19 protein-coding genes are annotated in these 24,072 nt (G+C 70.6%); 7 read left to right on the top strand and 12 right to left on the bottom strand.

Going from position 1 to position 24,072, the window contains the following annotated elements:
• Positions 1 to 126 precede the first annotated feature (126 nt).
• From AW270_RS31920 to AW270_RS31950, 7 genes are all read left to right on the top strand, one after another.
• The gene (locus AW270_RS31920; protein WP_061299843.1) at positions 127 to 1,071 is read left to right on the top strand and encodes a LysR family transcriptional regulator; all 945 of its coding nucleotides are present in this window, start codon (positions 127 to 129) and stop codon (positions 1,069 to 1,071) included.
• 48 nt (positions 1,072 to 1,119) lie between these two features.
• A complete protein-coding gene (locus AW270_RS31925) occupies positions 1,120 to 2,274 on the top strand; it encodes a PP2C family protein-serine/threonine phosphatase (RefSeq protein WP_061299844.1) in 1,155 nt (384 codons plus the stop codon).
• A 1-nt stretch (position 2,275) separates the two neighbouring features.
• Positions 2,276 to 3,838: a sensor histidine kinase gene (locus AW270_RS31930; RefSeq protein ID WP_061299845.1), complete on the top strand. Its 1,563-nt coding sequence runs from the start codon at positions 2,276 to 2,278 to the stop codon at positions 3,836 to 3,838.
• On the top strand, positions 3,831 to 4,283 hold the full coding sequence (locus AW270_RS31935) for a response regulator (RefSeq protein WP_061299846.1): 453 nt from the start codon (positions 3,831 to 3,833) through the stop codon (positions 4,281 to 4,283). The genes AW270_RS31930 and AW270_RS31935 overlap by 8 nt, the downstream gene beginning before the upstream one ends.
• 222 nt (positions 4,284 to 4,505) lie before the next feature.
• Entirely contained in the window at positions 4,506 to 5,291 is a 786-nt protein-coding gene (gene sdhC / locus AW270_RS31940; protein ID WP_061299847.1) for a succinate dehydrogenase subunit SdhC, read from the top strand.
• A gap of 3 nt (positions 5,292 to 5,294) precedes the next feature.
• A complete protein-coding gene (locus AW270_RS31945; protein WP_061299848.1) occupies positions 5,295 to 7,196 on the top strand; it encodes a fumarate reductase/succinate dehydrogenase flavoprotein subunit in 1,902 nt (633 codons plus the stop codon).
• Complete coding sequence (locus tag AW270_RS31950) at positions 7,193 to 7,939, top strand: succinate dehydrogenase/fumarate reductase iron-sulfur subunit (RefSeq protein ID WP_061299849.1); 747 nt, start codon at positions 7,193 to 7,195, stop codon at positions 7,937 to 7,939. The genes AW270_RS31945 and AW270_RS31950 overlap by 4 nt, the downstream gene beginning before the upstream one ends.
• A 45-nt stretch (positions 7,940 to 7,984) precedes the next feature.
• On the opposite strand, the gene AW270_RS31955 is transcribed toward AW270_RS31950, so the two are convergent.
• The 12 genes from AW270_RS31955 to AW270_RS41560 form a co-directional block, all read right to left on the bottom strand.
• On the bottom strand, positions 7,985 to 8,536 hold the full coding sequence (locus tag AW270_RS31955) for a hypothetical protein (RefSeq protein ID WP_061299850.1): 552 nt from the start codon (positions 8,534 to 8,536) through the stop codon (positions 7,985 to 7,987).
• Between the two features lie 2 nt (positions 8,537 to 8,538).
• Positions 8,539 to 9,276 carry a hypothetical protein gene (locus AW270_RS31960; protein WP_061299851.1) on the bottom strand — a complete coding sequence of 246 codons (738 nt, stop codon included), beginning with the start codon at positions 9,274 to 9,276 and terminating at the stop codon, positions 8,539 to 8,541.
• Positions 9,276 to 9,932: a DUF2589 domain-containing protein gene (locus AW270_RS31965; RefSeq protein ID WP_061299852.1), complete on the bottom strand. Its 657-nt coding sequence runs from the start codon at positions 9,930 to 9,932 to the stop codon at positions 9,276 to 9,278. The genes AW270_RS31960 and AW270_RS31965 overlap by 1 nt, the downstream gene beginning before the upstream one ends.
• 143 nt (positions 9,933 to 10,075) lie before the next feature.
• Positions 10,076 to 12,043 carry a glycosyl hydrolase family 28-related protein gene (locus AW270_RS31970; RefSeq protein ID WP_245674958.1) on the bottom strand — a complete coding sequence of 656 codons (1,968 nt, stop codon included), beginning with the start codon at positions 12,041 to 12,043 and terminating at the stop codon, positions 10,076 to 10,078.
• Positions 12,044 to 12,289: 246 nt separating this feature from the next.
• On the bottom strand, positions 12,290 to 13,285 hold the full coding sequence (locus AW270_RS31975; protein ID WP_061299854.1) for a hypothetical protein: 996 nt from the start codon (positions 13,283 to 13,285) through the stop codon (positions 12,290 to 12,292).
• A gap of 105 nt (positions 13,286 to 13,390) precedes the next feature.
• The gene (locus AW270_RS31980; RefSeq protein ID WP_157522918.1) at positions 13,391 to 14,749 is read right to left on the bottom strand and encodes a hypothetical protein; all 1,359 of its coding nucleotides are present in this window, start codon (positions 14,747 to 14,749) and stop codon (positions 13,391 to 13,393) included.
• A 146-nt stretch (positions 14,750 to 14,895) separates the two neighbouring features.
• On the bottom strand, positions 14,896 to 15,288 hold the full coding sequence (locus AW270_RS31985; RefSeq protein WP_061299856.1) for a (deoxy)nucleoside triphosphate pyrophosphohydrolase: 393 nt from the start codon (positions 15,286 to 15,288) through the stop codon (positions 14,896 to 14,898).
• A 6-nt stretch (positions 15,289 to 15,294) separates the two neighbouring features.
• A complete protein-coding gene (locus AW270_RS31990) occupies positions 15,295 to 16,371 on the bottom strand; it encodes a C40 family peptidase (protein WP_061299857.1) in 1,077 nt (358 codons plus the stop codon).
• On the bottom strand, positions 16,368 to 17,000 hold the full coding sequence (locus AW270_RS31995) for a hypothetical protein (RefSeq protein ID WP_245674959.1): 633 nt from the start codon (positions 16,998 to 17,000) through the stop codon (positions 16,368 to 16,370). Before AW270_RS31995 ends, AW270_RS31990 begins: the two co-directional genes overlap by 4 nt.
• Before the next feature lie 2 nt (positions 17,001 to 17,002).
• Positions 17,003 to 19,228 (bottom strand): type IV secretion system protein, encoded by a 2,226-nt coding sequence (locus AW270_RS32000; RefSeq protein WP_063819410.1) that lies wholly within the window; start codon positions 19,226 to 19,228, stop codon positions 17,003 to 17,005.
• Entirely contained in the window at positions 19,225 to 21,699 is a 2,475-nt protein-coding gene (locus AW270_RS32005) for an ATP-binding protein (RefSeq protein WP_061299859.1), read from the bottom strand. Before AW270_RS32005 ends, AW270_RS32000 begins: the two co-directional genes overlap by 4 nt.
• On the bottom strand, positions 21,692 to 22,900 hold the full coding sequence (locus AW270_RS41560) for a MinD/ParA family ATP-binding protein (RefSeq protein WP_157522920.1): 1,209 nt from the start codon (positions 22,898 to 22,900) through the stop codon (positions 21,692 to 21,694). Before AW270_RS41560 ends, AW270_RS32005 begins: the two co-directional genes overlap by 8 nt.
• Positions 22,901 to 24,072: the final 1,172 nt, after the last annotated feature.

Consider the following 24,072-nt stretch of genomic DNA (forward strand, 5'->3'; position numbering starts at 1 on the left):
TCGCCGTCCAAGTCATCGCGGTTCTCGTTTCGATAGCCCCTGGCTATGTGCTCTGGCCTGGCGCGGGAGCCCTTCCGGCCAGGGTGATCGCATGCGACGAAAGTCACAGCCGTAAGGTGATGAACTGTGCAGTTGCAGCAGCTCGCCTACTTCGTGGCGGTGGCGGAGACGCGCCACTTCACCCACGCGGCGGAGCGGATGCGGGTGGCCCAGCCGTCGCTGAGCAAGCAGATCAAGACCCTGGAGACCGACCTCGGCGCGCCCCTGTTCAGCCGGGCGCGCGGCAACGTCACGCTCACCGCCGCCGGGGAGGCGCTGCTGCCGCTGGCGCGGCGGATGCTGGCCGACGCCGACACCGCCCGGCGCGAGGTCGCCGAGCTGGCCGGGCTGCGGCGCGGCCGGGTGCGGCTCGGCGCGACGCCGTCGCTGTGCGCGGGGCTGCTGGCCGACGCCCTGGCCAGGTTCCACCACGACTATCCGGGGGTGGAGATCCAGGTCGAGGAGGGCGGCTCACGCGATCTCGTGCGGGCGCTGGCCCGGGGGCAGCTCGACCTGTCGCTGATCATCCTGCCGCTGCAGGGCGACGACCCGTCGCTGGTCACCGAGGAGATCCTGCGCGAGCACCTGGTCGTGGCGGCCCCGGCCCATCTGACCGCCGGCCTGGCCGCCGGGCGCCGTCCCCACGTCCGCATCGACGAGCTGCGGCGCCGTCCGCTGGTGATGTTCCGGCGCGGGTACGACCTGCGCGAGGCCACCCTCAACGCGTGCAGGCAGGCCGGGTTCGAACCCAGGTTCGCCGTCGAGGGCGGCGAGATGGACGCGGTCCTGCGGTTCGTCGAGGCCGGGCTCGGGGTGGCCGTGGTGCCCTCGATGGTGCTCGACGGACGGCCCGGCCTGGTCGGCGCGCCCCTGCTGCCGGGGCTGCGCAGAACCGTTGCGCTGGCGCACCGCAAGGATGTTGAGCCGACCCGTGCGGCCCAGGCGTTCAGGGCGGTTCTGCTGGGTTTCCTCGACGAGGCGACCCGCGAGGGCACGCTCCCAGAAGGCGTCGAAGCACTCCCCCAGCACTAGGTGGCTGTCGCTACTATTTGGGGTGCCCTCCACTCGAAAGAGGCCTTCGTGCCCGCTCTCTCCCATGGTCTGCCCGACCTCGTCACGCTCCTCCTGATAGAGGACGACGCCGAGGACGCTTTCCTTGTCGAGGAGCTGCTGGCCGACGCGCAGAAGCCGCCGAAGATCATCTGGGCCCGCACCCTCGCCGAGGGACGTGACCGGTTCACCGCCGAGGTGACCTGCGTCCTGGTCGACCTGTCGCTGCCCGACGCGATGGGCCTCGACGCCGTCCGTCAGGTCACCGCGATGGCTCCCGACACGGCCGTCATCGTGCTGACCGGCCTCAACGACGTGCAGATCGCCATCGACGCGGTCGCCGCCGGCGCCGAGGACTACCTGATCAAGCAGGACGTCGACGGCAAGCTGCTGAGCCGCGCCATCCGCTACGCCATCGAGCGCAAGCGCGGCGACATGGCCGAACGCGAACTGGTCGAGCAGCGCATGCTCCGCGAGGAGGCGGCCCGGCTCGAACACGGCCTGCTGCCGACCCCGGTCCTGCACACCGACGCGCTGGTCCACCAGTCGACCTACCTGCCCGGCCGCCAGGCGGGGCTGCTGGCCGGCGACTTCTGGGACACCCTCCAGACCGCCGACGGCGCGGTCCACGTGCTGGTCGGTGACGTCTGCGGGCACGGCCCCGACGAGGCCGCGCTGGGGGCGGCGCTGCGCATCGCGTGGCGGACCCTCACCCTGGCCGGTCTCCACGGCAACAGCGTGCTGCGGACGATGGACGCGGTGCTGCGGCTGGAGCGCGGCTCACCCGAGATCTTCACCACGCTCGTCACCGCGACGATCAGTCCGGGCCTCGACTCGGCCCGGCTCTACGTGGTCGGGCACCCGCCACCTGTGGTTATCCTCGGTGGCGACGTCGACGTGGTCACCGAGATCCCGTCGGGGCCGCCCATCGGGATCTTCCCCGAGATGGACTGGACCCCGGTCGACATCACGCTCGACGGGCCCTGGACGCTCCTCTTCTTCACCGACGGGCTGATCGAGGCCACCGTGGGCGACGGCCGCGACCTGCTGGGCACCGACGGGCTGATCCGGCTGGTGCGCGAACAGGGCGGCGTCCACCTCGACCAGCTGATCGAACGGGTCAAGACCATGCACGCCGACGCGCTGACCGATGACCTCGCAGCCGTCGCGCTCTCCCGGAGGTGACATGAGCAGGACCCCCAGCCCGCTCGCCCCGCTCAAACCGGCCGGCGACCTGGGCCGGCTCCCGGCGGGCCGCTGGTTCCTGCTGGTCGGCGCCATCGTGACGCTGCTGTTCGCCGGGTCGATCGCCTTCACGCTGAAGACGATGACCGACACCCGCGAGGCCAGGGCGACCCTGATCGAGGTGATCGACCCGCTCGTCCTGCACACCCTGGAGCTGTCGACGTCGGTCTCCAACGAAGAGGCCACGATGCGCGGCTACGGCCGTACCAACGAGTCGTTCTACCTCGACGACTTCGCCAAGGCCCAGCGCGAGTCGGCGACCGCCCGGGGCAAGATCGAGGCCCTGCTGCCGCGCGTGCCGGGGCTGCGGGGCGACAGCGACGCCCTGTTCGCCGCGATCGAGAACTGGCGCAGGGTCTACGCCGACGAGATCGTCCGGCGGGTGCCGGAGCTCGGCAAGGACACCGCCTCCACCCTGGCCCCGGTCAACACCGAGGCGTTCAACCAGGTCCGCACCACGCTGGCGGCCCAGCAGTCGCGCCTGACCCAGCTCCACGGCACCGCCACCACCCGCCTGGAGCGCGGCTGGGACACGTTCTACTACGCCCTGGGCACCCTCGCCATCGTGCTGCTGCTGGCCGCGATCGCCTTCACGCTCCTGGTCCGCCACATCGTCCTGCGGCCGGTGGCGGCCCTCCAGGAGCAGGTGCGCAAGGTCGCCGCCGGCGACTTCGACACCGAGCTCAACGTGACCCGCCCGGCCGAGATGGCCGAGCTGGCGGGCCACGTCGACGCGATGCGCCGCAGGGTCCTGCGCGAGTGGCGGGAGACCCAGCGGGCCGAGCAGGCCCTGGCCGACCAGGCCGCCGAGCTGAAGCGGTCGAACAGCGAGCTGGAGCAGTTCGCGTACGTCGCCAGCCACGACCTCCAGGAGCCGCTCCGCAAGGTCTCCAGCTTCAGCCAGATGCTGGAGCAGCGCTACGGCGACCAGCTCGACGACCGGGCCAAGCAGTACATCAAGTTCGCCGTCGACGGCGCCAAGCGCATGCAGCTGCTGATCAACGACCTGCTCGACTTCAGCCGGGTCGGCCGGGTCACCGGCGACCGGGTGCCCGTCTCCACGGGCGAGGCCCTCCAGACGGCGCTCGACAACCTGGCCGTCCGCATCGAGGACACCGGCGCGACGGTCGTCCACGCCGACCTGCCGGTCGTCAGCGGCAACAAGCTGCTGCTCACCCAGCTCTTCCAGAACCTGGTCGGCAACGCGATCAAGTTCCGCTCCGACGAGCTCCCCCGGATCACCGTCACCGCCGAGCGCAGGGACGACGGCATGTGGGAGTTCGCCTGTTCCGACAACGGCATCGGCGTCGACGCGAAGTACGGCGACCGCATCTTCCTGATCTTCCAGCGCCTGCACCCCCGGGACGTCTATCCCGGCACCGGGATCGGGCTGGCGCTCTGCCGCAAGATCGTCGAATATCACGGTGGCCGGATCTGGCTGGAGGAGAACCCAGACCACAAGGGCACCACGTTCCGCTGGACTTTGGAGGCCACCGATGAATGACCTGCGCTGGATCGACGTGCTGCTGGTCGAGGACGACCCGGGTGACGTGCTGCTCACGCAGGAGGCCTTCGAGCTGAACAAGGTCCGCAACAAGCTGCACATCGTCAACGACGGCGAGCAGGCGCTGCGGTTCCTCCGCCACGAGGGTGAATACGACGGCTCCCCCCGCCCCGACCTGATCCTGCTCGACCTCAACCTGCCCCGGAAGGACGGCAGGGAGGTGCTGGAGGAGATAAAGGCCGACCCTGAGCTGCGGTCGATCCCGGTCGTCGTGCTGACCACGTCGGAGGCCGAGGAGGACATCGTCCGGAGCTACAAGCTGCACGCCAACGCGTATGTTTCGAAGCCGGTGGATTTCGACCAGTTCATCAGGGTAGTGAGGCAGATCGACGATTTCTTCGTCACCGTCGTGAAGCTGCCGGGGAACAACCATCGAGGGTCATGATCGAAGCGAGGCGCGGCCGGTCGATCGGCCGGCCGTGGCTCGTGCCGTGACCCTTTTTAGACAACGTGACAGGAATCACAGGCCAGAAGTCAGTGACCCTCCTCACACACATCTATGACATGGTCGTAACGTAGCCCCCACCAATACGGCGTGGCGTCGCGGCGGTTCGGCGCGAGCCGCCCAACACGGCGTCACGCGGTCAGTTCCGGTGGAAGGTCTCCGATGACCCAGCAGACGGCCGAGAGCGCGGCCAGAAAACAACGCGCTCAGCTCAAGGTGCGCACTCTCCGCACCGATCGATGGTGGCTCGCCCCGGCGCTCACGTTCGCCGGTTTGACGTTCTTTCTGATTTACGGCTTCTGGGCGATCTTCGACAAGAGTTACTTCGTCGAGCCCTATATCGCGCCCTTCTCCTCGCCGTGCCTGACGACGGCCTGCCCCGAGGGCGCGCGGCTGTTCGGCTGGGCCCCGATCGGCGACTGGTTCACGCTGCCGCCCGGTTTGATCATCCTCGGCCTGCCGGCCGGCTTCCGGTTCACGTGCTACTACTATCGGAAGTCGTACTACCGGTCGTTCTGGCTGAGCCCGCCCGCCTGCGCCGTCGGCGAGCCGCACAAGAAGTACACCGGCGAGACCCGCCTGCCGCTGGTCATCCAGAACGTCCACCGCTACTTCTTCTACGGTGCGATCCTGATCGGCGCCATCCTGTCCTATGACGCCGTCCTCGCGCTGATCCACAAGCCGGCGGGGCTGGGCACCTGGATCCTGCTGGTCAACGCGGCCCTGATCGTGCTGTACACGCTGTCGTGCCACTCGTGCCGGCACATCACCGCCGGGCGGCTCAACCACTTCTCCAAGCACCCGCTGCGCTACCGGGCCTGGACCTTCGTCTCCAAGCTCAACGCCAAGCACATGCAACTGGCGTGGGCGTCGCTGTTCTCGGTGATGATCGCCGACTTCTACGTCCGCATGGTGGCCAAGGGCGTCATCACCTTCCCGTTCGCGTAAGGACTGTTCACCGTGGAACGTCACGAATACGACGTCATCGTCATCGGGGCCGGCGGAGCCGGGCTCCGGGCGGCGATCGAGGCACGTCAGCAGGGCAAGCGCACCGCGATCATCTGCAAGTCGCTGTTCGGCAAGGCCCACACCGTCATGGCCGAGGGCGGCGCCGCCGCCGCGATGGGCAACGTCAACTCCGACGACAACTGGATGGTCCACTTCCGCGACACCATGCGGGGCGGCAAGTTCCTGAACAACTGGCGGATGGCCGAGCTCCACGCCAAGGAGGCCCCCGACCGGGTCTGGGAGCTGGAGGCCTGGGGCGCGCTGTTCGACCGCACCAAGGACGGGAAGATCAGCCAGCGCAACTTCGGCGGGCACGAATACCCGCGCCTGGCCCACGTCGGCGACCGCACCGGCCTGGAGATGATCCGCACCCTCCAGCAGCGCGTGGTGGCCCTCCAGCAGGAGGACTTCGAGGTCCACGGCGACTACGAGGCCTACATCAAGGTCTTCGCCGAGTGCACCGTCACCCGCCTGCTCAAGGACGGCGACGCGATCTCCGGCGCCTTCGCCTACTGGCGCGAGACCGGCAAGTTCATCACCTTCGACGCCCCGGCCGTGGTCCTGGCCACCGGCGGCATCGGAAAGTCGTTCGTGGTCACCTCGAACTCGTGGGAGTACACGGGCGACGGCCACGCGCTGGCGCTGCTCGCGGGCGCGAGCCTGATCAACATGGAGTTCATCCAGTTCCACCCGACCGGCATGGTCTGGCCGCCGTCGGTGCGGGGCATCCTGGTGACCGAGTCGGTCCGCGGCGACGGCGGGGTTCTCACCAACTCCGAGGGCCGCCGGTTCATGTTCGACTACATCCCGGACGTGTTCAAGGACAAGTACGCCACCACCGAGGAGGAGGGCGACCGCTGGTACACCGACCAGGCCAACAACCGCCGCCCTCCGGAGCTGCTGCCGCGTGACGAGGTCGCCCGCGCGATCAACGCCGAGGTCAAGGCCGGCCGCGGATCGCCCCAGGGCGGTGTCTTCCTGGACGTCTCCAGCAGGCTCCCGGCCGCCGAGATCATCAAGCGGCTGCCGTCGATGCACCACCAGTTCAAGGAGCTGGCCGACGTCGACATCACCGCCGAGCCCATGCAGGTCGGCCCGACCTGCCACTACGTGATGGGCGGCGTGGAGGTCGACGCCGACACCGGCGCGGCCTCGGTGCCGGGCCTGTTCGCGGCCGGCGAGGTCTCCGGCGGCATGCACGGCTCCAACCGCCTGGGCGGCAACTCCCTGTCCGACCTGCTGGTCTTCGGCCGCCGGGCGGGCGCGGGCGCGGCGGCCTACGTCGACTCGCTGGGCGGCAACCGCCCGCAGGTGACCGGCGTGGAGGAGGCCCTGGCCGAGGCGACGGCCCCGCTGGAGCGCCAGGGCGGCGAGAACCCCTACGAGGTCCACCACGAGCTCCAGCGCACGATGAACGACCTGGTCGGCATCATCCGCAAGGAGAACGAGGTCGCCGAGGCCCTGGAGGTCGTCGAGAAGCTCAAGGAGCGGGCGACCAACACGACCGCCCCCGGCGGCAAGATCTACAACCCGGGCTGGCACCTCGCCCTCGACCTGCGCAACATGCTGCTGGTCAGCGAGTGCGTCGCCAAGGCCGCGCTGCTGCGGCAGGAGAGCCGGGGCGGCCACACCCGCGACGACTATCCGGCGATGCGCCCCGAATGGCGCCGCAGGCTGCTGGTCTGCTCGGCCAAGCCGGACGGCTCCGAGGTCCAGGTCGTCGAGAAGGCCCAGATCTCCATGCGCGGCGACCTGATCACCCTGTTCGACCGGGCCGAGCTCTCGAAGTACCTCACCGAGGACGAACTCGCGGAGTACGACGCCGCGGCCAAGGAGTTGTCATGAGTTACAAGGGCAAGTTCCGCGTCTGGCGCGGCGAAGGCGGAGAAGGCCGTCTGGAGGACTTCACGGTCGAGGTCAACGAGGGCGAGGTCGTCCTCGACGTCATCCACCGGCTCCAGGCCACCCAGGCGCCGGACCTCGCGGTCCGCTGGAACTGCAAGGCCGGCAAGTGCGGCTCGTGCTCGATGGAGATCAACGGCAAGCCGCGCCTGGGCTGCATGACCCGGATGTCGACCTTCACCGAGGAAGAGACCATCACGGTCACCCCGATGCGCACCTTCCCGGTCATCAAGGACCTGGTCACGGACGTGTCGTACAACTACCAGAAGGCACGCGAGATCCCGTCGTTCACGCCGCCCGCCGACGTGAAGCCCGGTGAATACCGGATGCAGCAGATCGACGTGGAGCGCTCGCAGGAGTTCCGCAAGTGCATCGAGTGCTTCATGTGCAACAACGTCTGCCACGTGATCCGCGACCACGAGGAGAACAAGACCCACTTCGCCGGGCCGCGTTTCCTCATGCGCATCGCCGAGCTGGACATGCACCCGTATGACGTGGCCGACCGCAAGGACTCCGCGCAGGAGGACCACGGCCTGGGCTACTGCAACATCACGAAGTGCTGCACCGAGGTGTGCCCCGAGCACATCAAGATCACCGACAACGCGCTGATCCCGATGAAGGAGCGCGTGGTCGACCGCAAGTACGACCCGCTGGTCTGGCTCGGCAACAAGATCTTCCGCCGCTAGGCCCGTCGAGAGCGCCCCGGTTCCGGCCGGGGCGCTCTCGCGTTCTCACAGCAGGTCCCCGAGCAGCAGCAGGATGTCGGCCGGGTGCAGCGACAGCGCGATCTGGCGGGCCACCGGGCGGATCTGCGGATCCTCGCTCAGCGTCCGCCAGACCCGCTCCAGCTCCGCCTGGCCGAGCTCTCCGTCCGGGACCAGGCCTTTCTGGAAGCCGTAGGCCACGAGCGGGACGAGCTGCTCCCGCGCCGCCGCCAGCGTCGCGCGCGCCTCGGCGCACCCCGTTCTGAGGCGGTCGGCGCTGACGGTCAGCGCGTGGAGGGCGATCGTGCGCTCCATCTCACGGCGGCGCTGGGTCACCCGTTCGAGGGTCAGCGGGTTCACGCCGGAGCGCGCGGAGGTGAACTGCGCCTTCAGGGACAGGGTCTCGTTCTCCGCCTCGGGGGCGCCGATGGCGGCGTACACGGCGCCCGCCTCGTCCAGGAAGGCGACGACCACCTGGTCGAGGGCGAGGTCGAGCGTCGTGAAGGCGCGCATGGCCTCGGTGGAGGAGGCCAGCAGCGACTCCTGGCGGCGGAGCCGGTCGTGCAGGAAGGGACGCACGGTCAGTCGAACTCCACCAGGGTCCGGGTGTGGCCGGTCTCCTCGTCCCGCACCGACCGGAAGTAGACGCCCTCCTCGACCAGTTCGACGTGGACGGTGAAGACGCTGGCCTCGGTGCTGCCGCCGGCCACGACGGCGGTCTCGGGGTCGACGAGGAGGCTCTCGATCTCGCTTCGGCCGACCACGGTGTGGCGGCGGACCTCCGCCAGGACCTCCTTGGTGGTCTCGGCCAGCAGGTCGCCGGAGGAGTCGCGCTCGGTGTAGAAGCCGAGCAGGTCCGCCTCCTCCAGGCAGGTGGCGAAGACGTGTCCCCACCAGTCGACCACGATCGGGTCGGGGTGGGCGGGCTCGCCGTTGGCGGCCAGGTGCTCGTAGAACTGCCGGATGATCTCCATCAGCCGGTCGGTGCGCGGCGGGCCGGGTGGGGCCCCGGCCTCCAGCCCCTGGGCGAGCCGCACCCGGGCGCGCACGCCGTGGGCCCGGTTGACGATGAACTCGGTGAACTCCTCGGGCCCGAAGGCGAAGCGCACGGCCTGGTCGAAGCGGGCCCCGGAGACCAGGACGGGGATGGAGAGCTGGATCTTCGGCACCCTGAACCGCGGGGCCGGGAAGAACCGCATCACCGGATCCCGTGCGTAGCGCTCGGCGACCTTCCTGGAGTAGTCGTCGGCCATCTCCCTGGCCCGGACCATCTCCAGGAAGATGTGCCCCGCGTAGTCGCTCAGCCGGACGTCGGCCATCAGGTCAGCATGCCGAGAATGCGCTCCAGCCCGGCCGGCATCTCGTCCTGGACGGCCTTCACGTTCACGTTGAGGGAGTACTCCTTCTTCACCTCGACGTTGGTGGCGGTCTTGCGCTGGTAGGACGCCGACACCTTGAAGCTGACCGGGCCCCAGCCGCCCTGGAGGTCGGCGTTGACGTTGAGGTCGTCGGAGGTGGAGGCGCTCTCGACCGAGTTGAGCTTGACGTTGAAGTCGATCACCACCTCCTCGATGCGCAGCGACGGGATGGGCAGCATCGCCAGCAGCGGCACCTTGACGTGCACGTCCGTGGGGGTCTGGTCGCCCTTGGCGTCGACGTCCTTGCGGGTGTGGGAGAAGTCGACCATCACCAGTTCGCGCAGGCCCTGGGTGCCGTCGGCGGCCGGGGGCGGGGTGGTGAACCCGACCTTGGTGATGAAGTCGACGGTGGCCAGGGCGGAGGCGACCTGGGCGTCGACGGCGGCCTGGAGGGGGCCGCCGATCATCTTGCGGAAGTCGATGTTGTTGAGCTCGTTGGAGAAGTCGGTCGTCGGCGCGGCCAGGGCGACCGACTCGCCCGCCTTGGTGAGGACCGTGTCGACGGTGGCCTGGGCGGCCTGGGCGGCGGCCCGCCCCTCGTCGTTGGTACGTTCCATTTCGCCTTCGGGTGGGGTCGTCATCGGCTCATGATCTGCGGGGCGGCTTTGGAGGACAAGAGGGCCGTAAAGCCGTCATTTCGTCGTACCGGAGACATGAAAAAGGGCCGGCCCGGAGAGCCGGGCCGGCCTTTCTCAGAGGGTCACCAGGGGGACGGCGCCGGGGGCGCGACGACCGGCGGGCGGTCGTCGCAGGTGATGGTGTTCGGGAGCTGCCAGGCGCCCGCCCACGGGCCGGTGGTGCCGCCGCCGTCGTTGCCGCCGAGGTCGGTCACGGAGAACTCCGAGCCCGTCGCCGGGAAGCCGAACGAGCCGCAGTTGTTGATGCCGACGGCGCCCACGTTGCGGGCGTCGACGTTCTGGAACGAGGCGCCGCCCTTGACGCGGGCGCTCAGGACCGAGGTGCCGGTGCCGTCGACGCGGATGTCCTTGAACTTCACGCCGGTGATCGAGTAGAGGTCCTTCACGCCCCACTCGCTCACCATCATGATCGCGTTGTACGTGCTGTCAAGGTAGTGGTCGCCGGTGACCTGGATGTCGTTCTCGATCGAGCGGTCGAGGGCGTAGAACCAGATCGCGCCGAGGCCGATGCGCCAGTTCAGGTCGAACGTGCCGGCCCGGACGGTGGTGTTGTTCGTGAACTTCAGCGTGCCGGTGAAGGGCTCGGCGCCGAAGCGGGAACCGGCGTGCAGGCCGGAGCCCTCGCGCAGCGGGTCGGCCACCAGGTTGTTGGAGACCACGTTGTCCCGGCCGCCGTAGATCGCGATGCCGTTGGCCAGCGTCGGGGTCTGGACGGTGTTGCGGTCGAAGACGTTATTGGCGTTGGCGTTCTTCTCCGACCACATGGCCAGGCCGTCGTCACCCGTGTTGCGGATGAAGTTGTTCGAGACGACCGAGTTGGTCACGCCGCCGTGGAAGTTCAGGGCGTCGGCGATCTGGTCGACGATGACGTTGTCGGTCACCTTGAGGTTGTTCATCGGGCCGTCGAACCACAGGCCGACCTTGGTGTGGCGGATGTACAGGCCCTTGATCGTCGAGTCGCTCATCGCGCCGCCGATGCCGTTGACCTGGTCGGTGTCGATTCTCTCGCGTACGTCGCCCTCGATGGTGAAGCCCGACAGGTGCACGTTGCGGCTGCCGCCGTCGGCGGCGTCCTTGCCGTAGAAGCCGACGCCGGTGTGGACCGAGCCGTCGGGGGCGGGGGTCGGCAGCGCGACCTCCTTGCCCTTGATGATCGTGTACCAGGAGCCGGCGCCCTCGATCGTCACGTCGTCGACGATGATGTGCTTGTTCACCTGGTAGACGCCCGGCGGGATGTAGACCTTGAGGTTGCTCCGCTTGGCGAAGGCGATGGCCTTCTCGATCGCCGGGGCCGAGTCCTTGCGGCCGGTCGGGTCGGCGCCGAACAGCAGCACGTTGGCCGCGACCACGCGCACGAACGGCGCGCCGACGACCTCGGAGTCGAGCAGGTCGATGACCGTCCAGGCGGCGTTGGTGTTCGCCGGGGCGGTGAGCCGGACCTTGTCACCGGCCTTGTACGTCCTGCCCAGCAGGAGCCGCTGCTCGTCGTAGAAGTGCATCGGCCGGAACGGCTTGGTGATCTCCGGGGCCGGAGTGGTGGCGGCCGGCACGCACTGGCACTCGGTGATCCACCAGTCGGAGTGCAGCAGCCCGGCGTTCGGGTCGTTGGTGAACGGATACTGGTTGTACAGCCAGGCGAACTGGCTGGTCAGCGTCAGCGTCTTCTTGTTGCCGCCGTTGACGGTCAGGTTCAGCGGGGCGGTGATGCCGCCGCCGTTCGGCGCGTCGGGGACGCTGTAGCGCACGGTGACGGCGTTGGCGGCCTTCGGCAGGGTGAACTCCACCCACTGGCCGGGGGTCAGCTTGACCGCCTTGCGCCCCGAGGCCTCGGACGGCAGCGTGTACGGATTCCGGTCGGGGCCGATGACGGAGCCGTTGGTGGCCGCGTTCTCCGCCTCCTGCTCGACGAACGGGACTACGGCGCCGCGGCCCGCCACCAACGACGGGTCGAGCGCCGCCCGCGTGACCGCGGTCGGGGTCGCCGTCTGATGCGCGGCGGCCGGGCCGGCCACCACCAGGCTCAAGCCCACGGCCGTGGCTGTAACCACCGCCAACGCCACTCTTCGTGACATCTCGTGCTCGTTTCTGTCGGGGGGTGAACACCTGAGGGTGAGGTGACAGTAGGTCGCCCGTGCCCCGTTCCACAAGAGGGCTGCGAAATAGTTTCGTAACACTCTCGCTTTCTTGCGCGCTTTGAACCTGTGTGTTGCAGGTTCGCGCATCCCGCGTACACAAAAAAACAGCCCTCCCGTCGGGAGGGCTGTGGCGTCTTCCGGTCAGTAGGGGCGGCGGCCCGGGGGCGTCTCGTCGTCGTCCGGAGGATGGTTGGAGCTCTCCAGGACGTAGCCCTTGGCGTAGGGCGGCGACGGCGGCGTGGGCGCCGGGGCCTGTGGCGGCGGCGTCTGCTGCTGGTAGACGAAGGGCTGCGTGTAGTCCTGCGGCGGCGCGGCCTGCGTCGGGAACGGCATCGGATAGGGCACCGGCACGTAGTTGACGACCTGCTGCGGGGGCGGCTGCTGCGGCGGGTAGGGCTGCGCGAACGGCTGACCCGGGTAGGGCTGGCCGGGGAAGGGCTGTCCCGGGTAGGGCTGCGCGAACGGCTGGCCGTAGGGCTGCATCGGGTAACCCGGGTAGGGCGCCATCGCCATGTTCGGCGGCAGCTGCGGGCCCGCCTTGCGGACCGCCGCCGCGTGGGCCAGGCGGCGCAGCCGGCCCTCGAAGATCAGCCAGGCGAGCAGCGCCAGCAGCACCAGCACGGCGGCCGGGACGGCCAGCTTGCGGCTGAGGGTGACCTCGTCGAAGTAGGGCGTCGCGTTGCGGATCTCGACCTGGGCCGTCTCGGGGACCGGCTGGTTCATGCCCGTGGTCGGCTGGGTCGCGGTGGTCGGCTGGGCCGGGGCCAGGGTGACGCCGGGATCCTCGGCAGGGGGGTCGGTCTGCTGCTGGTCGGCCGGCGGGTTCGCCGGCGGCGGCTCGACGTCGTTGGTGGGCACCACCGCGTCCTGCGTGGGGGGCGGCGGCTGCTGCTCCTGGGCCGGCGGCTGCGAGGGCTGCTCTTGCTCCTTGGTCGGCTTCGGCTTCGGCGACGGGGTGACCGTCTGGGTGACCGTCACCACCGCCTCGGACGGCGTGGGCGAGGGCGTCGTGGTGATCGTCGTGGTCACCGTGTCGCAGGCCTGGCCCGTGTCACAGGGGTCGACCGGGTTGGCGGCGCTCGCGCCGGCCGCCACCATCACGGCCACGCCGAGCGAACCCACCACCGCGGCGATCACCGCCGCGGCTCTCCTTGGTGCTCGACCGACCACCGGGTTCCTCCGCCGCTTATGCCTGACTCCGTACGTCAAACAAATACTAGTCCGGCAAAGTAACGGCAAACCTCACTTTGGTTGCGGGTCGGAAACGACCTTGCGCCGTCCGAGCCGCATCTGCAGCGCCAGCACCGCGATCAGGGCCGCGATCGCGGCCACCACGCCAGGCCACCCCTTGACGATCTCCAGACCCGAGTCCTCCTGCGCGATCGCCTGCGTGTTGTTCAGCGAACGGGTCAGCGGCGGACCGCTCGGCGTGGGCGTCGCCATCGGCATCAGCAGCTCCGGCGGGGTCCCGCCCTCGACCATCCCGGGCGGCAGCGGCGGGCCCGGCGGAAGCTGCGGCAGCGGCGGCAGATTCGACAGCGCCCCTGACAACGACTCCGGCATCGGCTCCATCGGCGCGGGCGCGGGCGCCGCGTTCGGCACCGGCTGCGGCACCTCCGCCGGTACGCCCTGGGCCGGCGGCGGCGGACCGGCCGGCGGGCCCGCGTTCTCCGCGATCGGCATCTGACCAGGCGGAACCTGGATCTCGGGCCCTGGCTGCGGCCCGCCGGGAGGAGGCTGCTGCGGGCCGGGGGCCAGGTCGGCGAGCGGGCTCTGACCGGGGTTGACCATGAGGCCCGCGGGGATCTCGGGCATCGGGAACTGCGGCATGGCCTGCGGCTCGGCGACGGGCTCGGCCCGCTTGTGGCCCCTCGGGCGATCCGGGCGGCCGGGGCCGCGGCCCTGCGAGCGTCCCGGCCCCTCGGCGTCGCGGACGCGCGGGCGGGCGGGTGGTTCCGCGTCCCTGCCCTGCGGCTGCATCGGCGCGGTGAGGATCTGCTGGGCGGGACCCTCGTCCACCGGGACCTGGCTGTCGATCGTGTACTGCGGCGGCCGGACCTGCCTCGGCCGGGTCTCCTGGGCCTCCGCCACGTACACGGGCGGCTGCTGAGCCTGAGTCTCCGGGGCGTACACGGGCGGCTGCTGGGCCTGGCTCTCGGCGGCGGCGTACACCTGAGGCCCGGTCTGGGTGTCACCCAGGTGCGTCTGCGGGTGGGTCTGGGCGGCCGAGTCCTCGGCGAACTGGCCGGCCAGCGCTCGGGCCTCGGCCTCGGCCACCGAGGCGGTCTCGGCCGACTGGGTCACGCCGTCGGCGAACTCGCCCGTGGCGGCCAGCGCGCTGAGCTTGCCCGGCGGCATGACGCTGAGGCGGGCGCAGACGACGGCCACCCGGCGGGCCAGCTCGGCCGTGTCGAGGCTCAGCCGCATCGCCGCCGGAGCCTCCACGAACAGCCCGGGGCCGACCAGAGTCTGCTCGGCCTGGACAGGGCTCGGCTGAACGGGACAGCGCCACCCCTGGGCGTCCACACCCTCGAGAACCGAGCACACGGCGTGACCGCACGTCTCCGCCAGGCGGAACCGCCAGACATCGCCCGTTCTCATCCACCGGCCGGGATCCTCAGAGGCCACGGCCGGAGTGGCCGACAGTGCCAGGATTCCGGCTCCGACCAGGGACACCACACGTCCAGCGACCACAGAACCCTCCCCCGATTACGCTCAGTAATCGTTATCGCACGAAGAGGGGTGACTCAACCCTCCTTGAGCAGATCTTGGACCTCCCGGACGATGGGCAGATCCGCGGGCAGCCACGGCACCGTCTCGAACTCGAACGGCTCCAGCCAGCGCAGGGCGAGGTGCTCCCGCGCCTCCGGCGCGCGCCCGCAGGTGATGGCCGACAGCCAGATCCGCAGCACGTATCCGTTGCTGAGAGGCCAGTCACCGCCTACCCGCTTGCCCGGCTCGACGGTGACCCCGAGCTCCTCCTCGCACTCGCGCACGAGCGCGTCGAGGTCGCTCTCTCCCGGGTCGACCTTCCCGCCGGGAAACTCCCACCCGCCCCGCAGTTCCGGCGGCTCGGCCCGCTGAGCGCTCAGCAGACGGCCGTCCATGATGATCGCGGCCCCTACGACGACCTGTGTCATGCCTGCCTAGGTTAGGGCCAGACGCTTCAGCTGCTCCAGCACATCGGGATTCTGCAGCGGACGGGTGAAGCCGACGATGGCCCCGCGGTCGCGGTAGGTGGTCACCTTGATGGGGCCGCAGAGGGTGCAGCGGGCCTCCACCATCTTGCCGGGCGACACGACCATGCCCACGTGGCCGGGGTTGTCCGCCGAGGTCCCGGGGCCGGAGTTGAAGAACACCAGATCCCCGGCCTGCTCCTCCCCCGCGTCGACGCGCACCCCGAACGGCCACTGGCCGAAGGTGGTGCGGGGGATGTTCAGGCCCGCGTTCCGGTACGCCATGTAGATGATCCCCGAGCAGTCGTAGCCGGCCGGGCCGGTGCCGCCCCAGATGTAGGGCTTGCCGCGCTGCGCGAGGGCGTAGTCGAGGATCTTGTCGACCACCGCGCTGGGCGCGTCGTAGGCCACCTCACAGGCCGGGTTGGACTCCGGCGGCACCTCGACCTCGCCCGACTCGGCGTACCGGGCGGCGATCTCCAGGACCTGGTCGACGTACCAGTTGGCCCTGTTGTAGACGAACAGGGCCTTGCGCAGGTCGTCGGGGGCGCCGTTGCGCTTGAGCATCTTGGCCGCGCCGAGGATCGCGTCGGCCGGGTTGTAGACGTCGGCCACGCCGTCGTCGTCGCCGTCGGAGGCGTAGCCGTTGAACTCCGACGGGATCGGGATCCGCGCCTTGCCGCCCCAGGTGCTGATGAGGAACTGCATCGGTCCGGCGGCGCCGGCGTAGTTGGTGCCGCTCTGCACGCCGGGCAGCTTCGACCGGCCGTGATCGGTCTCGCGCTTGCCCACGGCGGCCAGCACGTTCCACTGCACGCCGACCGCCTCGCCGTGTTTCTTGTACAGCTCCAGCATCTCCTCGGGGATGTCCTCCTGCGCCGTCTCCGACAGGTCGGAGGTGTCCACCTCGCAGGCGGAGGCCGCGCCGCCGCTCATGACGGTGGGCAGCGGCGTCATCAGCACGATCGCGCCGAACATGGCCAGCGGCACCACCACGGCCAGCAGCGCGGCCAGCCACTTCCAGTTCGCGCGCCGGGTCGTGGTCACGGGGTGACGTCGCCGTCCTGGCCGCTGGCGGCCAGTTGCAGGTCGTAGACGCGCCAGTCGGCGCCGACCTGGACGACGGTGACGGCGTAGTCCTCGATCTGCTCCTTGGGCCCGCTCAGCGCGGTGATCCGCTGGGTGCTCTCGACGACCACGACGGCCGACGTGGCCGAGATGTCGCGGATCGACTTCAGCCGGGCCGTCCCCTTGGACACGATCTGGTCGGCCGTGTCGTGCTCGACGGCGGCCGGTGAGGTGACCGTACGGGTGAGGTCGTCGCCGAACTCGACCGTGGTGAACCCCTTCAGCCGGTCGGCCCGGCCCACCGGGTCGTCGAAGGTGTAGGTGCCGTACTGGGCGGTGAACCGGCGGGCCAGGTCGGCCGCCGCGCCCAGCTGGTCACGCGTCAGCGGCAGGTAGGAGTAGACGTCGAAGTCGGCCGACGGCGTCGTCGCCACCTGGCTCGGCACGGCCACCGGCGGCGCGGTGACCGTGCGGGTGCCCGCCGGGCCCGCCGGCCCTGCCGTGCCCACCTCGCCGCTGCCGTCGCCCAGGGTCGTTAAATAGATCCCGAGCGCGGCCAGCACGACGACGGCGGCGACGAAAAGGCCCTTCCTCCGGCCGTCGTTCATGATCAGTCCTTGTCACGCGGCCGCAGCCAGAACGGCGCACCGCCGTCTCCACCGCCGCTGCCGCCACCACTGCCCCTGCCGCCGCGACCGCTGTCCGACCGGCCCGGCAGCCACAACGGCGGCGCGTCGGAGGACCGGGCGGGCCGCTCGGCCGGGCGGGGCGTCTCGGCGCGCGGCGCGCGGGTCGGCTCGGGCCGGGGCCGCGACTGCGACGACCGCCGGGACGACGAACCGCCCGACGACCGGCCGCCGCCGAAGAACCCGCCGCCGAGGATGCCACCGCCACCGGAGGAGCTCCCCCGGGACGCCGACGGCCGCGAGGCCCAGCCACCGGAACGGCCGCTGAACCACCCGCCGCCACCTCCGCCGCCGGAAGAGGTCCGGGCCGGAGTGGGTGTCGGGACGCTCGGCCGGGTCGTGGCCGGGGGACGGCTCAGGTTGAGCGGCGGGGCCGCGCCCGTTCTGGGCGGCGGGACGCCGGTCTTGCGCCGGGCCGCCTGGTCGGGGTTCTCCAGCGGGGCGGGCTGCCCGTTCGCGCGGGCCGCGACCCGCTCCTCGCCGCGGACCTTGCCCTGGGCGACCCCGGCGGCGGTGGTGGCCGCCGCGCTCGCCCCGCCGGTCGAACCGGCGACGGCGGCGTTGAGCATCGGCTCGGCCTTGCGCAGCCCCCAGCGGCCCACCCGGGCCGCGGCGACCGGCGGCAGCACGTTGGCGGCCCGCTGGAGCGTCGGCGCGGTGGTGGCGTCGCCGAGCATACGGGTCGCGAGCGTGGAACCGCTGAGCGAGGAGAACAGGTGCTGGAACGGCCTTCGGTAGAAGAACACGGCCAGGGTGAGCAGCGCCATGAACATGATCTGCATGCCCCACGGCAGCGGCGTGGAGATGATCAGGGCGTAGCCGTACACGAGAACACCGAGCACGAGCGCGAGCACGGCCTGCCGCAGCAGCGTGCCGACCAGCATCTCCACCCAGCGCATCGCGATGATCCGCCCGGTGCCGGGATGGACGCCGATCAGCAGGAAGATCGGCCCCATGATCAGCAACAGCAGGAAGCCGACCTTCAGCACCAGCAGCGAGACCGCCACCAGGAAGATCAGCACCCCCGCGACCATGGCCGCGATGAACGCCCCGATGGCCACGCCGAGCCTGCTCGTCCAGTCCTTGCCCTGGAGCAGGTAGAACGACGGGCTGGTCCGCAGCGGGTTGGCGATCTTCTCCTCGTAGGCCCGCTGGTGGGCGTCGCCGGCGGGCGACTGCTGGGCCCGCTGCTCGGTCGCGTCGAGGGCCTGCGTCTTGAGCAGCTCGGCACCGTAGGCCGCCACGATCGGCGAGGCGGGATCGGCGGTGCCGAAGTTGCCCATCAGCCACGGCTTGCAGACGAGGGTTGACCAGAGCGCGTCGGCGTTCTGCGCCACCCCGGGCGTACCGGGCTGCCCGTAACCACCGCCGGTCACAGGCGTGCCCTGAGCGGCGTCCTTCGGCGGCAGGCATGACGCGCCGCCCGCGCCTGGCAGACCGGCGAACGCCGAGTTGACGATCTCGGTGGTCTTGTCGGTGATCGTCTTGCCGACGCCCGTGAGATCCTGTGGACGGCTGAAGAACCAGGTCGCGACGGTGACCGCGAGGACCATCCAGACCACCGCCTCGGCGGTCGTGGTGGCGCGCTTGCGCAGCAGGCCGTACCAGGCCAGCCAGATGGCCGCGATGATCACGATCGGCCGCAGGTACGGCCAGTACATGGCGTCGGCCAGGTTGGTCACGATGTCGTCGACGACGTTCTTGATGGGCAGCAGCGGACCCTCGGTCGCGGCGGCCTCGTAGGTCGTGATGGTCAGCCGGTCGACCGCCTTGGCCCACGAGAAGATCGCGTTGGCCCAGGCGTTGCCGATGACGGCGGCGACGTCGGAGCAGCCGAGCTCGTAGGTGTGCCAGAACTGGCCCGACATGCCGTAGGTCTCGTAGTTGGTCTTGGGGGCCTGGACGGGAGGTTCGACCGACGTGCCGGCCCCTGCTCCCACTCCGGCACCGGCGGCTGCGCCGGTGTCGCCCACATCGGGCGGCGGGGGTTTGACGAGGCCGTCGACGCCTGAGCCGACCACCTCCGGCGACAGATCCGACGACATGTCGCAGACGCCGTCGGCGTGTGCCACCGACGACCCGACGATGACCGGCGACACCACGAAGAACGTGACGAACACCAGCATGAGCAGGGCGACCCTGCGTTTCACGAGCGCACCTCCCGCACGACCCCCGAACGGCCCGAACCCACCTTGTCCTGCTCGACCTCATCCGGCTTGGCGTGTGTCGGATTGGTGTCGAGCCAGCGCAGCAGCTCCTCGGAGATCAGGTCGACGCCGATCCGGCCCGCCCGTCCGTCGAGGTCGCGGAAGACGCACTCGCCGTTGCGCAGCGAGCGCAGCACGCCCTTGTGTTCCTCGTTCGGATCGACTCCCAGGAGCTCCAGTACGTGCTCCACCTCGACCCGTTCGGTCGAGCGGAAGGCGAACACCGAGGAAAGGCAGTTGGTGACCTGCTCGTTCAGCAGGTCACCCGCGTTCTGGGACACCAGCACGAGTGCGGTGTTGCGCGAACGTCCCATACGGGACACCTCGGGCACCAGCTTGGCGCCCTCGGGCGTGGAGGTGATGGCCCACGCCTCGTCGAGGAAGATCGCTTTGGGGGTCCGCCGGTCGAGCCCGTTCATCAACCGGCGGGCGAACTGGGAGACCAGGTAGAGCAGGGCGACCGACAGCCGCTGCTCGTACGAGTAGTCGTCGCGCCCCGTCGCCACGTCGGGCAGCGTGAGGCCGCCGAGGGTGAACACGGTGGTCCAGCCCTCGGTGTCGATCTTGTCGCCGCCGGAGGGGTCGAAACAGAGCCGGGCGAGGTGCATCTCGGACATCGACCGCAGCACGGCGCCCAGGTTCTTGGACGCGGCGTCCTCCGCCCGGTCGAGATGGTCGATGACCTTCCCGAGCGAGGGGTCGGGCTCGTTGGCGACGGCCGCGACGGCCTGCACCATGGCCGACTCGCGCTCCTCCGACATGCGCGGCAGCAGCAGCCGCAGCGTCTCGGTGGCCATCGTCTTCTTGGCGGCCAGGTCGTCGCCGAACGAGAACGGGTCGAGCAGCCCGGGAGCGGCCGACCCGAGCGGGATGGTCCGCGCCTGCCGTCCGCGCCGCCGCAGCAGCTGCACGAGCGACTCGGCGTCGCCCTTCGGGTCGATGACCGCGACGGTGACCCCGCGCAGCGCCATCTGGTAGATCAGCAGCAGCGCCAGCGTGGTCTTGCCGCCGCCCGGCTCCCCGGTGATCGCGATGGCCGTCGGCCGGTTCTTGGTCGCCGCCACGAGCGGGTCGAAGTGGACGATGGAGCGTGCCCGCCCGAGCGTCTCGCCGATGTACGGCCCCTGCCACCCCGCCTCGTCGGAACGATCCCCGAGGTCGACCGTGGCGGTCGCCATGCCGCCCGCGATGGTCCGCAGGGGCTGACGCTGCGCGTAGGCGTTGACGCGGACCTTCTCACCCGGCAGCGCCTCGCAGAACAGCGAGAACTGGTCGCCGGTGGAGTTGACGACGTCGATGCCCATGTCGCGGTAGTGCTCGATGACCGCCTCGACCCGCTGGACGCACATCTCCTCGGTCGGCGCGCTCACGCTCATGCGGTGCCAGCCGTAGACGAACGGCAGGCGCTCCTTGGTGATGCCGTGTTCGAGCATCCGGGCCGCGTCGATCTGCTCGGCCAGCGCCAGCGGCGCCTCCGCGCCCGCCTCCCGGATGTGTATGTCCATGTCACGGGCGTGCGCGAGCTTGCGGGCGACGTCACGGGAGGCGCGTACGGGAGAGATGAGCCGCATCCGGGAGGAGATCTCGACCGGGAAGGGGAGCTGGTCGCTGAAGTGCATCCACGGTTCCCCGTCGGGGAAGGCCATCAGGTCGGGGAACCGGGCGAAGGACAGGTGGGCGACGTAGGAGTCGCCCGCCGGCTGCTCTATCCGCAGCAGCGACCGCCCGTTGTGGATCTGCCCCTCGACGAGCGCCTCGATCTCGCCCCGCCCCCACTTGCGCCGCTTGGACGCCGAGGGCGGCGGATCGCCCAGGGAGCCGGTCGCCGAGTGCTGGAACAGCCAGGCGATCTCCGTGCTGGTGGCGTGACGGGCGTAGAGCGACCCCGAGGCCAGCGCCCGGCCGAGGCGTTCGGCCGCCTCGGTCCACCGGTTGACCTCCTTCTCCGGCACGTGGTCGTCGTCGAGCCCCAGGTTCTTCTCGGTCTTCTGGTAGAACCCGAAGAGCTGCGCGAGGACCCCCTCGCCGAGCTGCGCGCCGCGCGGCCCGAGGCGGACCCCCAGGTAGACCTCCTTGGACCAGAAGTCCTTGGCCCAGACGTGCCGGTACATCTCCTCCAGGTAGTCGCGCCAGCCCGGCCCCTCGTCGGAGGTGGCGTTGAGGGCCATCGCCCACTCGGCCGCCGGGTAGGTGCGGTGGGCCACCCGCAGGTGCACCTCGGCGTCGCTCATCCGGATCGCGGCCAGCGCGATCGTGATGTTGTTGGCGAGCGACTCGCGCTCCTCGGGGGTGAGGAACTCGTAGCTGACCGTCGGCAGCCGGAAGTAGGCCCAGGCGGCAGCGTCGGTGAGGAGAATGCGGTCGTCGAAGTATCGGACCGCCAGGCGACTGCGCGCCCGCGACGCCCTAGCCAACGAAGCTCTCCCCTCTGGCCGTGGTCAATCCGCTCGCGACAACCCCGGCAAGGGCAACGTACGCCCTGCGGCCGCCGCTGCGAAGGTCATTGAGGTCGACTTGTCCAGGTTCGGCCAGCTCGTCTTCCCACGGGACCCTCACGATCGCCCTGCATCTTCCGCGCGCGACCGTCTCGGCCCGTTCGACATCGGCCATGCTCCTTCTCGACACACCGTTGATGACGACGACGGCCCGGCGCCGGAGGTCGGCGCAGCCGTGGCCGTCGAGCCAGTCGTAGGTCATGGCGACCGAGTCGGGCGCGTCGGCGCTGGCCGGCGCGACCAGCACGAGCTGGTCGGCGTAGGGCAGCAGCCTCGCGGCGAGCGCGGCGGCCGGGTCCATGAGAATGATCCGGTACTGCTGGTCAAGAAGCCGCATGGCCCGCGCGATGCGCTGGTCGGAGAACCAGCCCCGGTCCCCGATCCGCTGCTCGGCCCCGGGGTCGACGTCGGCGGCCAGCACGTCGAGCCCCGACTCGGTCCGGGTCGTGTAGCCGCGCACCCGGGTCCCGACGCTGTCCACCGCCGTCAGGAACGAACTGAGCGTCTCGGCGGTCTCCGGGACGATCCGCCCGGTGAGCCCGTCGCCCCCGGAGTTGGCGTCGACAGCGACGACCCCGTCCTCCCGGAGCCGCGCCAGCGAGTGCCCGAGCAGCAGCGTGGTCGTCGTCTGCCCCGCACCCCCGGTGCAGCCCAGCACGACGATGCGGCGGCTGCCGTTGATGGCGGTCCTGGCGCGGTCTTCGTCGTTGTCCCCGTCGGACCCCGCGACGACCTGCGACACCCGCCGCCAGGTGGCCTCGGAGCCGCGCTCGGCCGGGATGAACGGCGCGGGCGGCTGCCCCTTGCGCAGCCGCTCCTTCTGCCAGTCGACCGCGGGCGCCGGCGCCTCAGGCTCGACCGCGGAGTCGGCCGAGGCCGCCAGCCTGCGCAGCCGCCGGAGCGCGTCGGGCCGGATCGGCGGCGACGACACCTCCTCGGCCACCGGCTGCTCCGGCGCGGGAGCGGGCACCGCGTGCTCACCCGCGACCTCACGCCCCGGCTCGGCCGGACCGTCCTCCACCCGCGCGGGCGGCACCGCCACGTCGGGCGTCTCCGCCGCCGCGTGCCTCCCGCCCCGCGCCGCCTCAGCCTTGGCTTCGGTGACCTGATCTTCCGGCATCCCCGCATCGGCCGGCGCCGTCTCGGAAGACGCCTGCTTCGGCTTGGGCACCGGCGACCACGAGAGCCGAGGCCCCTCGACCTCAGCGGGCGACGTGCTCTCCGAAACCGGCCGCACCGGCGCCTCGGCGGCCGACCGGCTCGCCGTGTTCTCGGCGACGGAAGGCGTAGGCAGACCGGGAACCTGAGGCAGAACGTCATCCGGCGCGTGACGCCTGCGCCTACCCTCACCAGGCGGCCGCGAAGGAACCGCGGGCCCCTTGAACTGCGTCACGTTCTCCGTAGCCGGAGACGCAGGCGTCTCCCCCTGAGCCACCGGACGCCTGTCCTCACCGGGAACCGGGGACCGCAGCCCACTCGCCGTCGCCGGGAGCACAGGCTCGGCTTCATCCCGCGAAACCGCACGCGGCCTCTCCTCGGGAACTCGAGACTCAGCACCACCCGTCGCGGGGAGTGCAGGCTCGACCTCCTCCCGCGAAACCGCACGCGGGCCCCCCTCGGGAGCTCGGAACTCCAGGCCACTGGCCGTCGCCGGGAGCGCGGACACCTCCGGCCTGGCTTGCCTCCGAGGAACCGGACGCGTGTCCTCCTCCGAAACACGGGACTGTGTCACCGGAAGTGCGGGCGCCTCAGGAACCTCGCGCTTGGCCTCGCCTCCAGGCACCGGACGCGTGTCCTTCTCCGGAACCTGGGACTGTGCCACCGGAGGCGTGGGCACACCCGGCACCTCGCGCCTGGCCTCGCCCCGAGGAACGGGACGCGTGTCCCCTTCGGGAGCCTGGGACCGTGGCGCGCTCTCCGTCGCCTCGGGCTGGACCTGACTCACAGGCACATCGCGGGCCTGGGACCTCGGCACGCTCCCCATCGCCTGGGGTGCGGAACCGTCTGCGGGCTGGGACCGCGGCCTGTCCTCCGCAGCCGAGTGCGACGACATGTCCCGCCGGGCAGCAACGGGGCGCTGGGATTGGGGTGCGCTCTCCGCCGCCGAATGCGACGACACGTCGGCGGGCTGGGACCGCGGCCTGCCCTCCGCCGCTGAATGCGACGGCATGCTGGAACCCTCAGGCCGCCGGGCGGCCGGGCGCGCGGGCCGAGCCTCACCAGTGGGACGCTGGGACCCGGGCGCGCTCTCCGCAGTCGAGTGCGACGGCGCGTCTGAAGCCTCAGGCCGCG

Source organism: Herbidospora cretacea, from assembly GCF_001570605.1.
Taxonomy (GTDB): Bacteria; Actinomycetota; Actinomycetes; order Streptosporangiales; family Streptosporangiaceae; genus Herbidospora; species Herbidospora cretacea.

Bases quoted from the DNA above. Each gene is read 5' to 3' on its own strand.
- AW270_RS31930 (WP_061299845.1), top strand. From the start codon at position 2,276: ATGAGCAGGACCCCCAGCCCGCTCGCCCCGCTCAAACCGGCCGGCGAC.
- AW270_RS31935 (WP_061299846.1), top strand. From the start codon at position 3,831: ATGAATGACCTGCGCTGGATCGACGTGCTGCTGGTCGAGGACGACCCG.
- sdhC (WP_061299847.1), top strand. From the start codon at position 4,506: ATGACCCAGCAGACGGCCGAGAGCGCGGCCAGAAAACAACGCGCTCAG.
- AW270_RS31950 (WP_061299849.1), top strand. From the start codon at position 7,193: ATGAGTTACAAGGGCAAGTTCCGCGTCTGGCGCGGCGAAGGCGGAGAA.
- AW270_RS31960 (WP_061299851.1), bottom strand. From the start codon at position 9,276: ATGGCCGACGTCCGGCTGAGCGACTACGCGGGGCACATCTTCCTGGAG.
- AW270_RS31965 (WP_061299852.1), bottom strand. From the start codon at position 9,932: ATGGAACGTACCAACGACGAGGGGCGGGCCGCCGCCCAGGCCGCCCAG.
- AW270_RS31980 (WP_157522918.1), bottom strand. From the start codon at position 14,749: ATGAGAACGGGCGATGTCTGGCGGTTCCGCCTGGCGGAGACGTGCGGT.
- AW270_RS31985 (WP_061299856.1), bottom strand. From the start codon at position 15,288: ATGACACAGGTCGTCGTAGGGGCCGCGATCATCATGGACGGCCGTCTG.
- AW270_RS31995 (WP_245674959.1), bottom strand. From the start codon at position 17,000: ATGAACGACGGCCGGAGGAAGGGCCTTTTCGTCGCCGCCGTCGTCGTG.
- AW270_RS41560 (WP_157522920.1), bottom strand. From the start codon at position 22,900: ATGCCGGAAGATCAGGTCACCGAAGCCAAGGCTGAGGCGGCGCGGGGC.